Raw genomic sequence first — 12777 nt, 5'->3', positions numbered from 1 at the left:
AATTTACTCCTCATTTAAAATTAGATTATGTACAGGAAATACATCTTTTTCACAACAGGCTGTGTTTTTCTTCAATCATATTGCTTGAAGCATAAAGAACCGCCTCCGCTAAAACGGCAGGCGGTTCTTAGTCTATTCCTTATGCTTCTTCAACACACCCGCAACTTTCCCGGCCACATAATCACTGCCATTCCCCTCATCTTCAATCCCTTCGATCATCATGGCGATGATGACACCCGGATCTTCCGAGTCGTAGCCTACGAAATAGCCGTTCTCTTTGCCGGCTTCACCTGTACGCATCTTAAGTTCCGCGGTGCCGGTCTTGCCCGCTACCGCCACTTCGCCGATGTTGGCGGATTTCGCATAGCCGTCTGTCACGGCTCCGCGCATCGCCGTCCTCAGCAGCTCCGCATGCTCATCGCTCACAACGCCTTCTTTCCAGACGGCCGGCTCGTTTTCATCCATTAAAAGCGAGGCCTCGTACATCGTGCCGCCGTTCAGGAACGGCTCGTACATCTTGGCGAGATGCAGAATATTGACGAGCATCTGCCCCTGGCCGTACGCGGTATCCGCTGTCTGGCCGTCGGAACCGAGCGTCCCTTCATTGGTCACCTGCGAAGGCTGCAGATTCAAAACAAACGGGATAGCGTCTGTAAATCCGAAATCCGCATAACCCGAAATCAGATCTTCACGCCCGATTTCCAGCCCTTTTTGCGCAAAATAAATATTGTCGGAGTAAACGAGTGCCTTATGCAGATCTATCGGGTTTTCGACGTCATCATGAAGACGCGTGATATGGAAGCCGCCCCACGAGCCATTCAGCTGCCAGCGTTTCCCTTCGATCGTCACGCCTTCTTCCGGATCAATCGCTCCGCTTTGGAGTCCGATTGCCGCGGTCACCGGTTTTATTGCGGAGCCGGGCGAATAGGAAGCCGCAAAACGGTTGAACAGTGGATTGCCCGCGGCATTCGCCAGTTCATCGTAACGGGAACCCGTGATGCCTTTCACAAATTCGTTCGGATTATAGGAAGGCGAGCTGACGAGCGCCAGCGTTTCACCGGTTTCCGGATCCACCGCTGCACTCGCACCGGGTTCACCGCCCATCGATTCGAATATCGATTTCTGCAGTTCCGCGTCAATCGTCAATTTGATGACGTTGCCTTCACCCGCATCGTTTTCAAAAAGGGTCACGGGTTCGGCGCCTCCGGGTTTATGGGCGATGACGCGCACACCCGGCTTGCCTCGGAGCTGTTCTTCGAATGCCCGCTCCAGCCCCTGCCGGCCGATCAGATCATTCGGCCCGTAGCCTTTATCCTCCAATTCCGTCAGCTGCTCCGCTGTTATCGGGCCAATATAGCCGACCAGATGCGCCAGCGCTTCGCCGTATGGATATTCACGGAAATCCGATTTCTCCTGCTTGGTGCCCGGAATCGCGAACACCCGGTCAAGCGTCAATTGATCACTTGCCGGCACTTGTTTGATCGGCACGAAATAATGTGGCTGCACCCAGCTTTTACCCACGGCCGCGTCAATTTCTGCCACATCGATTTCGAGAGCCCGCGCCAGTTTTTGTTTCTGCTCCGGCGTATTGAAATTCTGCGGCACGACGCCGATCATCATCGCTTCACTGTTGACGGCGATCGGCTTGTCGTTGCGGTCGACGAGCTCGCCGCGTTTCGCCTCAGTCATGCGCACTTCGACTTCATCGCCGAGTTCAAGCCGCGGCAGGATGAAGCCCGGATTCCATTCGACGAACCAATCTTCCATTTCCTCATGCGTTTCGTGCAGCAGCGTCAGCGTCCCTTCAAATTCAATCGGCCCGGCCAGCGTTTCCATCTCGACATGAATGGCGAAATCCGCAGGCGCGTCTTTCGGATAGTCCGCCCCTTCTTCAGTCGGCGCATAGGTTACGTTGATGTCACTGACACCAAGCTGATCGTATATTTCTTCCTGCCACGTCACGTAATTGAGCGATCCGTACAGATCCTTCGAGCCCTGGTTCAGAAATGAACCGTACATTTTCGAAAATTCCTGGTTGTTCCATAACTCGATGTATTGCTGTGCCCGCGTTTCCGCTTCCGACACTTCATCTGCTTTGGCTTCTTCCGGCGCCGTCTCTTGTTCCGGTCCGTCCTGACAGCCTGCAAGGAGAATGATCAAAAATATGAATGTAAAAATTCCAGGAAGCCTTTTGTCCATCCTTTTCCCTCCATTCGATTCGGCTCGAGCAACAAATCGTCTAATTATTAAGTTCTCTGTATTTTCTGATATCCCTTTAATTTATATGTGAAACCTGCAGCTGAAACGGTTCGTCCTGATGAGTTAAGAGATTTTATCCGAAATAAAAACGGAGGTGCCGGACCATGAAATACCTCATCCATTTCACGTGGCAGCAAGCGCTTGCCTGCATCTTCCCGCTGATCATTTTCGGCGCACTGGCGATCTCCAAATACGTCGAAATCCCGTTCCTGCCGCGCTATGATTTCCTTTTGCTTGTCTGCATCCTTGGGCAGATTTTCATGCTGGCGTCGGGTCTGGAGACGAAAGATGAACTGAAGACCATCTGCGTTTTCCACCTGATCGGCCTGGCACTCGAAATCTTCAAGGTGCATATGGGTTCGTGGGCGTATCCGGAAGACGCCTTCAGCAAAGTGTTGGGCGTGCCGCTCTACAGCGGTTTCATGTACGCGAGTGTCGCGAGCTATATCATCCAGTCGTGGCGGCGGCTCGACCTGCAGATGATCCACTGGCCAAAAGCAGTCTACGCCGCCGGCATCAGCACGCTCATCTACCTGAACTTTTTCACGCATCATTTTTCGTATGATGTGCGCTGGGTGCTGAAAGCGCTGCTTGTTGTCGTGTTCTTCAAGACGTTCGTGTCGTTCCGGCTGCTTGACCGTGTGTTCCGGATGCCGCTCTTAATGGCATTCGTACTGATCGGCTTTTTCATCTGGATCGCCGAAAACATCACGACGTTCCTTGGCGCCTGGCAATACCCCGACCAGCAGGCCGCCTGGACAATCGTCCACATCGGCAAGATCAGTTCGTGGGCGCTGCTTGTCATCATCAGCATTATCATCGTGGCGCAGCTTAAGCGGGTGAAGAGCGGTTTGCGGGAAAGGGAGCAGGCCGTGGACGCAGAAATTTTGAAAAGTCATTGAAAACAGGAGCTGCGGATTTGTCCGCAGCTCCTGTTTTTCGTCTTTATTTTGTGAACAATGCATTGGATACCAGACGGAACAGATAATCCGTGTGGTCACGGAATGCCGGCTCCAGTCCAATCAAAGTTACGTCCTTATCGTTTTCGCGGATCAGCACTGGCTGGCCGGCTGCCGCCTGATTGTTTTTCCAGTGGCCGGCGATGAAGAAATCACCGTCATCGTAAGATGCGTGGACTTCAGCCCCTCCGACATTCGTGAACCAGGCCGGACGGTAAACGAAACCGATGTCGTCCTGGCCGTAACCCGCTGTCAAGCTGCTGTCACCGTAATCGACCGTTACGATGCCGTTGCTGTTCGCTCCGCCGGCATTGACTGTCGCGTCCGTCAAGCCGAGTGTTTTCGTTGCACGCGAGGCGCCTGCGCCGGCAGCGATGTATTTGCCGCCGTCAGCGACGAAACTTGCTACATTCGCTTTGAACGCATCAAATTGTGCCGGGTTCTGGAAACCGAATTCCTGGTTGGCAGCACTCAGACGCGTCGCAATCAGGCTTTCCGTACCGTTGTAGATGAAAGCGTCAAATCCGTTAAGACCGGCTTCCGCCACTTCAACCGGTGTCACTTCCGTCACATCGAATCCGAGGCGTTCAAGCGCCAGGTTCATGCCGGCGTGGGTCTGCTGCTTGTTCATGCCGCCGTCTTCGAGCAATGCGACTTTAATGGAAGAAATGGCTTCAGCATTAGCCGGAATCTTAGCCGATTTGATCTGCAGGCCGGATGCTTTTACGGCTGCCGAGATTTTATTGGCAGGAGCTTCCGTGTAAAAGTCACCTTCCGCACTGCGTTTCACTTGGATCCCTGAAGCAAGCAGCGTGTTGACGAGTTCAACTGCCTGCACAGAAGAATTCGGGATAACGAACGGCCCTTTGCCGGAAACGGCACCCTGGTTCTTCACTTCGTTCACTTTCGCAGCTGCAACATTTATCGATGAAGTCACCGGATCTGCTTCAAAGCCCCAAAGTTCCGGCAGGCTCCAGGCGGAAATGTCGTACATGGAAGGTGTGTCATCCGTGATGTCTTCCCCGTCCCAAAGGAACGTGTTGGCAAGACCGGCTTTCGCCTGGTCCATGTGGACGATATACGAACCTTTCGCATACGTCACGCCTTCAACGGTGAATGCTTTCGAAGCGCGGACGACGTCGATGTCATTTTTGACCAGATGGTTGACCGCTTTTTCAGTGACTGTCGGATCCTGTCCATCAACCGGCAGTACGTAAGCCTTCGGGAAGAACCCTTCGGCGTGCGTCGGGTGGTCGAAATTAATGCCGCGTTCGAACACTTCCATTTGATCCGAAATCATTTCCTGTTTATTTTCAGTCGCATATTTCAATGCGCCCATGACCGCATCGTACATCCATTTCACGCCGTCTTCATCGTTGGTCGGAGCTTCCAGCGTGTGGCCGTATGCTCCGTGGTACATCGCATACATCGGGGTGAAGATCGGCGGGTAATCGTCCCAGCCGGCCGCGTCGTCGCGCTGCGGCATATAGGTGCCTGTCATGTTCTGATAAAGCGCACCTTCGTATCCGTTTTTATTGGCCATGATTTCGGCTTCCATCGCTTCTGCCTGCCCATAAGCCCATTTATTGAATAAATCATATTCATAGTTCGGATTATGCGGTGGCGTACACGGCTCGATCAGCCCCTGTTTGTTCGGCGCATAATTTTTCACATAGCCGTGGGTATCCAGGAACACCATCGGATTCCATTCGGTGATCAGGTCTACGGTCTGCTGCGTTTCTGGCTGCGACTGCGTCACGAAGTCACGGTTCAAATCGATGCCTTCGCCGTTGAAGCGCGTTGCGTCAACCCGGCCATCCGGATTCGCCACGACGTTGAAAATCAGGACATTATTTGCCAGTATCTCTTTTGTCGTTTCATCGTTCTGAGTCGCGAATCGCTCGATCAGCTGCATGGTGGCGTCACTGCCGACAAACTCCGTGCCGTGGATCGAGCCGTTGATCATGATCGGCACTTTGAAATCCGGATTCTCCGCTACCCAGTCCTGTGCTTTCGTCGGATTTTTGAACATCTGCTTGCGCAATGCCTGGATTTTGCCGAATTTGCCCTGCGATTGCGGGTCCGCAATAGTCACGACATAAAGCGGATGGCCGTCAGACGAGGTGCCGGTCACTTCCACTTTCACACGGTTCGATGATTTTGCAATTTCCTCAAGCTTCGGACCGATTGCCGAAAACTTCATGAAATCATAATTCTCGGCATTGAATTTGCTGCCGTCCTGCTCTTCAAGCGCGTTCACGTATGTAACTTTCGGCGATTCCGCCACAACCGACGACCACGGCGCAGATGTCAACAGGCTCGCCGCCAATAAAACACTGACTGACTTTTTCATATTCCACTCTCCTCCGATTGAGTAATTTTTGCATAATTATTAACTAAAACTAATAATATACATATTTTATACATCTATCCATCATACAATAGTTCTATTATTCAGCGTAATAATAGGATAATAGAGATTTTTTGCCGCGTATTTTTATACACACATTTATGCAAGCGCATCTTTTTTCTTATTCCAGGCATCGGGAAGAGGAACAGATATCAATTAGTTGTTTTCTTTCCTCTTTTACATTTTTATCTCACGCATTCCATAACTCTCACGTTTCACCCCTCCCGCCCACAGGGTATTCCACTTAAATATGCACCTACCCTTTAGGAGTGAATTCCGAATGCCCTATGCCAAAATCGATGATACACTGACGCTTTATTATCATAAGAAAGGTGGTGGCCTGCCCATCGTCTTCATCCATCCGTTCGTCATGGCGCATAATGTATTTATGCACCAGGAAGCGCTGGCTGACCGCTACCAGACCATTTTTTTCGATATGGCCGGACATGGCAACAGCACTAATGGCGAAGTTCCGCTGACGATCGACTTGCTGGCGGACCATCTCAAAAAATTGCTGGACCGGATCGGCGTCGAAAAAGCCGTTCTGTGCGGTTACTCACACGGCGGCCTGGTCGCCCAGGAATTTGCGCTGAAATATCCGGAGCGGACGATTGCCATCATCATGTCCGGCGGCTATTCGGAGCTGAATAATTTCTCGCCGAAGTTTTTCGTCAAGACAGTCATGTATCTGTCGAAATTCAGGATGGTCCCCGTTGCCTCAAAATTGCAGGCGAAGCTGAATAAATACTATAAGGAAGACGAAACGAAAATCTATCAGCTTGCGCGCAAGACAGATCCGCAGCGAGCATATGAATTCTGCCGAAACGGCCTGGATTATGTCTCCACTTATTCACTCTACCGGCTGAAAATGCCGATCCTCCTCGTTTACGGCACACTTGAAAAACCGATGCACCATTACCGCATTCCGTTTTTGAAAGCTGCGCCGCAGACGCGAGTCGTTTTCATCGAAGGCGGTGACCACCAGGTGCCACCGCGCTCGTTCAGGCAATTCAATGCTGCGGTCGACCGCTTTCTGCAGCCCATTGCCGCCCGTTATTATGCCGAAGTAATGGAGTGAAGACAATGAAACTGAAAATGATCCTATTGCTCATCGGTCCAACCATCATGATGTATATTGGCCTTTATCTGTTCAAAAGTGTTCCCGTGACGTTCCTGCTGTTTTACGGCTGGCTGCTCGGTGTGCCGCTCCTTGGCAAAGCATTTCCGATAGAGCGTATGAAGCTCTCAAAGCAAGGTCTCGTTCTCGGAATCGTCAGCGGTGTCGTCTTTTTCATCTTCATCTTCGGGAGCATGATCTGGCTTCACGAATTTTTATTGGATGTAGAAGCCTTGCATGCGCTGCTCGTTGCATGGGGGTTTATCGGTCCGGCTGAGATTGGGCTTGTGCTCGTTCTGCTTTTATTGAATCCGGTACTGGAGGAAGTATACTGGCGGGGATATATGTTTGAGAAGATCCGCCGGACAGGCAGCGCAGCCAAAGCCATCACGGTAACCGCCGCGTTTTACACGCTGTACCATGTGCTGACGGTCATGCAGTTGTTTGAAGTGGCGTATACGCTGGTCGCTGTTATTCCTGTTTTGATTGCCGGACTGTTCTGGGGGTATGTGCGTGAGCGGACCGGTTCGATTACGGCGACGATCATTGGACATGCGCTCGGAGATCTGGGCATTGTCTGCGTGTATTGGTTTATGGTGCGGTGATTTACTTAGCCACAATAAAGGCGTGGAGATATTTGTCTCCACGCCTTTTACTTTTAAGACGTTATTGAATCAAAGCATCTCTTATGGCAATTAAGTTTTCTGATACTTTGAAATAACTATCCATATTGTTGCTGCCAATAACAATATCAGCAATAACCACGAAATCAGTACGAAAGGAATTCCTGAATATCCTTTCCCCAGCACATATATCTGCAGCCAGCAAAAAATAAGGCCGTATATAATCACTATGGCTGGTATGAACCGCCTTACAGTTTCTTTCTTCACTAACATATACAGCCCAATCGTAAAAATAACCATCGTAATAAGAAATAACGGCATAGACCATGACAGCTCAAAAATACGCAAATTCATTCTCCTACCCTCAAGCTCTTCATCCAGTTATGTCCTAAAGGAAACTGCCTTTTCAGTGCTTCTTTCAACCACTCTTTCTCTTTTAATGACAATGAAGGCAAAACAGACTGGAAGTCCCTGAAATCTTTTTCTCTTGTTTGTGAAGAACCGCCTTTATATAGAAGTTGAATGGCAGGCTTCAAATAAGGCACATTATTTTCATCGCTATAAAATAATTCTTCTTTCGGTACTTTAATTGTCTTTTCACGTCGATAAATCCAATTGTCCTGGTCGCAATCCATTAACATAATTTGAAATGCCCATGAAGAATGAATGTCTCTGCTAACCCATACATCATTGATAGCATCGAGATATTCTTTTTCTTTCCAAGGAGATAATTCCCCATCTTTTGCTTTGTATAATGTCCACTCATTTTTCAAGTGCCGGTACATGACTTGCTGATCTTCACGAAATATCACAATGTCCATATCGCTATGCTTCCGAGTTTTTCTGCCCAAGTGTATATCCAAAGCCCAGCCTCCAGCAATTCCCCAGGAAATCGGGATACTGCTGAAGATGTTGCTCACTTCTGTTACAGTCAGTGAATTCCAATTACTCAAATCAGTTCTCACTCTCTTCCACTTCCTTCTATAACACATATGCTTAAATACTTTCTAAAAAACGCTGAGCTTCTTTCGGCGACTTCAAAATAATGATTGTTTTATCTATTGGCAAATTTCCAAGTCTCTTCATGACAACAGGCCTTATTTCTTTAGGGTAGTTCCAGATCCATTTCATAAAGTTCAAATCAAATCTTTCTTTAACGCCTTCTGCCATATCCGGTCTTTTTCGGTTTCGGTATTGAATCATCCTTTTTAAAGCCCGATATGTGCAAAGCAGACGATTAAAATCCAGGAATATTACCGTGTCTGCTTCAGTTAGTCGTATATCCATGGTTCCGTTGTAGTTTCCATCAATAATCCATTCTTCTTTTTTTACTATTTCCTGCTGAATTTTTCTTTGTTCTTCTTTAGAAGTGGGCTGCCAGTCCGGTTTCCATAAAAGTGCATCCAGGTGATATACCTCAACATCCAATTTAGTTCCCAACTTCCGGGCAAGAGTCGACTTCCCCGAACCTCCCGAACCGATTAATGCAATCCTTTTCATGGAATACCCCCATCCTTATGCATGGCTTTTATTATTATTGCCAATTTTAAAATTCACGTGCTTTGATCAGCGTGCAGTCAAATGGCAGAAAGCGATACCAATGATTCAAAAGCCGATTTACCGTAAGATTTTTTTCAGGATAGTTAAATTCTCGTTGAGAAATGAAGCGTTTTTTTCAGCACCGCGCCGCTTGCACCACCCGATACTATTGAAGGCATCTGTAAATTGATAAAATGGCAGCACTGCTTCCAAGTCGATCAAAGACCTGATACTGTTATAGCCAGCTTGATAGGACTGGTACAAATTCGTATCAAAGCATAAAAAATCACGGTACAGTTTAGTGAAATCAACTTCTGTTGAACCGTATCGCACACTTTCAAAATCGATCACGCCTGAAACGTTATTTCCATCCACAATGATGTTGGCCGGACGAAAATCCATATGGAGAAAGCTTGGCCCATCGGGAGAAGGAAGCTGCCTTTTCATTTCGTTAAATTTCTCTATGCTTTGATCATATAAATGCGGGTCTATAACCTCTTTTACATCTTCAGCAAAACTGTTAAATAGGGTTTCAACGAATTTTAACCAATTGGGAAATTCATTTTGTATACTTGTGGGACCTGTCTTAGCAGATGGGTGAATATCGTGCATTGCAGCATGCAATTCTCCGACTTGAAACGCTACTGCTGGTGGCACTTTCGGTGTTAACGGTTTTCCTTTTAATTCAGAAAGCAAAAATGCGCCTGGACATTCCTCATCCCCCGACCAGTAATCCAGCATTTCCGGAACTGAAACCTTCCCTCTCAGGATTTCATAAGCTTCCAATTCTCTTTGAAACTTCAATTTTGTATAAGGGATTTTCACATAGACATTCTCACCGTTAAACAATTCACATTTATATACTGTAGAACTAAAGGAGTCTTCGACTTCCTTAATTGCCAGGGCTTGTACCCCAAATCGTTTGAGAATATCATTTAACATCAAATCCTCCCCCTTCCCTGGGAACACTTCTATTTCTATAGATAATACTTCGCATAATATGGATCTTCTTCGAGCTAAATATTTTTACAGCATTTTACCAATATATCATATTTTCTATTTCTTCGAATAATTACAAATGAATAAATTTGATTTTTGTAAAAGATACACAAACCGTTTGCAGAAGTACACTTAAACAAAAAAAGAAGGGAAGAAGCTAAATCCATCACTTCTTTCCTTCCTATGTAATCTGCTCAATCACTTTCCATCAATCTTTTAAAATGCTTCTTAGAATAGAATTAATGAAATCTCCTTTACCAGCTGTATAGGCAATTCTATCTTTTTCAGACGCTGCCAGCTTTCTTTTTAATAGCCCGTAATCTTCAATCGCTTTCGGATTTTCCCGGAGATAATTTCTAAATGCTAGATGCCGTTTCAGTTCCCCGCTTTCTTTAATACAAACATATAAATGATGTTCCATCCAAACTCTTTTATTTTCAATCCAAGGAACAAATTCATCACTTCGCGCAAATGCCTCTCTATCTTCTATACCTAAATTTCCTTCATGATAATATCCCAGTTTCTCTAGATTTTTTGACACTAGAAGCAATAACTCACTATCCTCAATCACTATGTCGAGATCAATAATAGGTTTAGCGCTTAGTCCAGGGACGGATGTGCTGCCCACATGTTCAATGGATAAAAATAAATCAGGAATTGCCGTTTCGATTGTCAGCTTCAATTCATTAAATACTTGAGGCCAGGCTGGATTGTAATCTTCTATTACAATTTTATTATTCATCATATTCACCACTATTCATTGATTTTGCAAGTTCGTTACTTTCATCTGCTTCTCTTCTATTAATTATACTAATAAATTCCCATTAGCCGAAAAGAAGATAAAACAAAGATATAGACACCGTTCGTAAAAGTACATTTGATGCAAACAAAAAAAGAGAAAAAGCTCTAATGGCTTCTTCCCTTCCGATAGGCGATGATATGTAAACTAAGTTAAATAAGTTAAATTTAATCGTTCTAACTTATTTAATTACTATTACTTTCTCGCCATATATAATCCTACTTGTTGAGGAACAGTTATTGTACCTCCTGTTTCGTTAATATATGATGCCACCTCATCCAGTATAGCTTGCCTTTTATTTTTATCCAGAGAATGGAAATTTGAGTACGAATTAATTAACTTCAGATATCTTTCAGTGGTGTATTCATCGTTCCATCTATAAGTTTTTACTACTGGTTTTTCAAATAGATTATTGGTCCCTATTTCTGAAATCCTTTGCTCATGAAGGGCTTCAGCTTCATCTTCAGTAATATAAGTATCCAGCTGCGGGGCGTGTGTACGTTGAATATTTCTTATTTGAATCAGCTTCTCATCTTTTGGTTCGATTATTGAAGACAAATGCCAAAAAACCGCCATTACTCCATTTTTCTTCAACAAATGAAAGGCTTTGGGATAACCAATCTCGGGTTTAATCCAATGAAATGCGGTCGCCGAAAAAATTAAATCAAATTTCTCTTTCTCACATTGAAAATCTTCGAAGGAAGTACATAAAGAGCGAAAATTGGGGTACTCAGCATATTTCTCCAATAAAAACTCAACTTGTTTAGGCCCGATTTCCAGCCCCGTCACTGAATAGTGATTCTTTACAAAAAAATCAGTTGCCTGTCCTGGACCAGAACCTATTTCTAGAATTTCTGAACCATTTTTGATCAGGGAATATTCCATAATATCTTTAAACAGATCCAACGGATAACCAGGTCTGGCTATTTCGTAGTCAGAAATAATATCATTAAAAATTTTCTTATCTTCCAACCATCTCATCCTCTTCTACTGTTTATTCCATCTTCTGCTGAGTTATGAAGTAACACTTGAAATACTTTAGCATACTGCATATTTGATTTAGAATTCCGGTGTACGACTTAAAAATTTTCAAGTAAAGGCACTGCAACCCGCACAATTTACAATCCCGGCAGTTTGCAGTGCCCTCATATGTGTTAAAACTAAAATTTATATATAAGCTGTACCGTTTCAATCTGTATAATTTATAGGTTCTTAAGTATTGATTGGAGGAATTTTATAACAGGATCCATAAAAAAAAGAAAATCTGCCTTTATTCCAATTCCTCGATTTGCACATCACGGCAGACAATCGTCACTTCCGTCTTCGGCGTATCGAACAGCACATGCAGCTCGAAACCATCGCCGTTCAGGTAAATTTCGTTGTACAGCCACCAGGCGTTCGTCAGATCTTCAGGAATAATGGCTTCTGTAACCCCGGTGAATGTCACTTGGATATCCTTGAAATAATGGAAGCCGCTCCGGCAGTCGATGAGAAGCACGAGCCTGTCGTCAGTTGGCCGGTCGGCGCTTTTGACGATGCAGTCGTGCAGGCTTTTTTCCGTCAATTGCACGGCACCCGGCGGCAAAAATTCCTTGATCGATTCGTAGTGGCGGCTGTAATCATCGAGCAGCGCATCCACGCGGGCTTCATGATTCGCCTCCCACTTCGCCGTCATCTCCCGAAGTTCCGGTGTCGGAAACGCAGAATTGATCGTGCCGTCAAAGATATAAGGATGAAAATCCGCCGGCAGAAATTTCAGCAGGTCTTCTTTCCTTTCCTCCAGATCACGGCGATGCATTTCGCCCGGATCAATGCCTTCTTCGCGGATCATCTGTTGCTGGGTTTCCCATTCTTCTTCTGTTTCAGGGAAGACCAGAAAACCTGACACCTGCATTTCGTCATACCATTCTTTCGTAAAGTATTTCATCGTCTTCCCCCTAAAGTCTTCTTTAAAAAGATTATACTCCCTCTTCTTTCAGAAATGAATTTTTATCTTCAGAAATGCGGAAGCTGAGAAATGGACTGTCTCCATTTTGTTTTCAAAGAAATTTAGTGAGGCGATCATAAAAGCC

The 12777-nt window shown here is 46.0% G+C and carries 11 protein-coding genes; 3 read left to right on the top strand and 8 right to left on the bottom strand.

All coding sequences use genetic code 11. The annotated features are described in order from the left end of the window. Positions 1 to 132 precede the first annotated feature (132 nt). Positions 133 to 2199: a penicillin-binding transpeptidase domain-containing protein gene (locus KW93_RS09985; protein WP_033542863.1), complete on the bottom strand. Its 2067-nt coding sequence runs from the start codon at positions 2197 to 2199 to the stop codon at positions 133 to 135. 164 nt (positions 2200 to 2363) lie between these two features. On the opposite strand from KW93_RS09985, the gene KW93_RS09980 reads away from it, so the two are divergent. After that, the gene (locus KW93_RS09980; RefSeq protein ID WP_033542862.1) at positions 2364 to 3161 is read left to right on the top strand and encodes a DUF817 domain-containing protein; all 798 of its coding nucleotides are present in this window, start codon (positions 2364 to 2366) and stop codon (positions 3159 to 3161) included. A 43-nt stretch (positions 3162 to 3204) separates the two neighbouring features. Here KW93_RS09980 and KW93_RS09975 read toward each other — a convergent pair whose 3' ends face one another. Further along, positions 3205 to 5571, bottom strand: a complete 2367-nt coding sequence (locus tag KW93_RS09975) for a M14 family zinc carboxypeptidase (protein WP_033542861.1) — start codon at positions 5569 to 5571, stop codon at positions 3205 to 3207. Between the two features lie 337 nt (positions 5572 to 5908). Here KW93_RS09975 and KW93_RS09970 point away from each other — a divergent pair, with 337 nt between their 5' ends. Together KW93_RS09970 and KW93_RS09965 are read left to right on the top strand one after the other, a co-directional pair. Further along, entirely contained in the window at positions 5909 to 6706 is a 798-nt protein-coding gene (locus KW93_RS09970) for an alpha/beta fold hydrolase (protein WP_033542860.1), read from the top strand. Positions 6707 to 6711: 5 nt separating this feature from the next. Further along, a complete protein-coding gene (locus KW93_RS09965; protein ID WP_052131552.1) occupies positions 6712 to 7350 on the top strand; it encodes a CPBP family intramembrane glutamic endopeptidase in 639 nt (212 codons plus the stop codon). 368 nt (positions 7351 to 7718) lie between these two features. Here KW93_RS09965 and KW93_RS09955 read toward each other — a convergent pair whose 3' ends face one another. From KW93_RS09955 to KW93_RS09930, 6 genes are all read right to left on the bottom strand, one after another. Beyond that, a complete protein-coding gene (locus KW93_RS09955) occupies positions 7719 to 8333 on the bottom strand; it encodes a nucleotidyltransferase domain-containing protein (protein ID WP_033542858.1) in 615 nt (204 codons plus the stop codon). Positions 8334 to 8364: 31 nt separating this feature from the next. After that, positions 8365 to 8868, bottom strand: a complete 504-nt coding sequence (locus KW93_RS09950; RefSeq protein WP_033542857.1) for a DNA topology modulation protein — start codon at positions 8866 to 8868, stop codon at positions 8365 to 8367. A gap of 117 nt (positions 8869 to 8985) precedes the next feature. Continuing rightward, on the bottom strand, positions 8986 to 9849 hold the full coding sequence (locus KW93_RS09945) for an aminoglycoside phosphotransferase family protein (protein ID WP_033542856.1): 864 nt from the start codon (positions 9847 to 9849) through the stop codon (positions 8986 to 8988). Positions 9850 to 10114: 265 nt separating this feature from the next. Next, positions 10115 to 10648, bottom strand: a complete 534-nt coding sequence (locus KW93_RS09940) for a GrpB family protein (RefSeq protein ID WP_033542855.1) — start codon at positions 10646 to 10648, stop codon at positions 10115 to 10117. Between the two features lie 252 nt (positions 10649 to 10900). After that, positions 10901 to 11677 carry a class I SAM-dependent methyltransferase gene (locus tag KW93_RS16955; protein ID WP_052131551.1) on the bottom strand — a complete coding sequence of 259 codons (777 nt, stop codon included), beginning with the start codon at positions 11675 to 11677 and terminating at the stop codon, positions 10901 to 10903. Positions 11678 to 11975: 298 nt separating this feature from the next. Then, complete coding sequence (locus KW93_RS09930; RefSeq protein WP_033542854.1) at positions 11976 to 12632, bottom strand: DUF4085 family protein; 657 nt, start codon at positions 12630 to 12632, stop codon at positions 11976 to 11978. Between the last annotated feature and the right edge of the window lie 145 nt (positions 12633 to 12777).

It is taken from the genome of Planococcus sp. CAU13, from assembly GCF_000775575.1.
Taxonomy (GTDB): Bacteria; Bacillota; Bacilli; order Bacillales_A; family Planococcaceae; genus Planococcus.
This window is presented reverse-complemented; position numbering and strand designations above follow the sequence as displayed.

What these genes read in the sequence shown, in the direction of transcription:
- KW93_RS09985 (WP_033542863.1), bottom strand. Translation starts at nt 2,199, where the DNA reads ATGGACAAAAGGCTTCCTGGAATTTTTACATTCATATTTTTGATCATT.
- KW93_RS09980 (WP_033542862.1), top strand. Translation starts at nt 2,364, where the DNA reads ATGAAATACCTCATCCATTTCACGTGGCAGCAAGCGCTTGCCTGCATC.
- KW93_RS09975 (WP_033542861.1), bottom strand. Translation starts at nt 5,571, where the DNA reads ATGAAAAAGTCAGTCAGTGTTTTATTGGCGGCGAGCCTGTTGACATCT.
- KW93_RS09970 (WP_033542860.1), top strand. Translation starts at nt 5,909, where the DNA reads ATGCCCTATGCCAAAATCGATGATACACTGACGCTTTATTATCATAAG.
- KW93_RS09965 (WP_052131552.1), top strand. Translation starts at nt 6,712, where the DNA reads ATGAAACTGAAAATGATCCTATTGCTCATCGGTCCAACCATCATGATG.
- KW93_RS09950 (WP_033542857.1), bottom strand. Translation starts at nt 8,868, where the DNA reads ATGAAAAGGATTGCATTAATCGGTTCGGGAGGTTCGGGGAAGTCGACT.
- KW93_RS09945 (WP_033542856.1), bottom strand. Translation starts at nt 9,849, where the DNA reads ATGTTAAATGATATTCTCAAACGATTTGGGGTACAAGCCCTGGCAATT.
- KW93_RS09940 (WP_033542855.1), bottom strand. Translation starts at nt 10,648, where the DNA reads ATGAATAATAAAATTGTAATAGAAGATTACAATCCAGCCTGGCCTCAA.
- KW93_RS09930 (WP_033542854.1), bottom strand. Translation starts at nt 12,632, where the DNA reads ATGAAATACTTTACGAAAGAATGGTATGACGAAATGCAGGTGTCAGGT.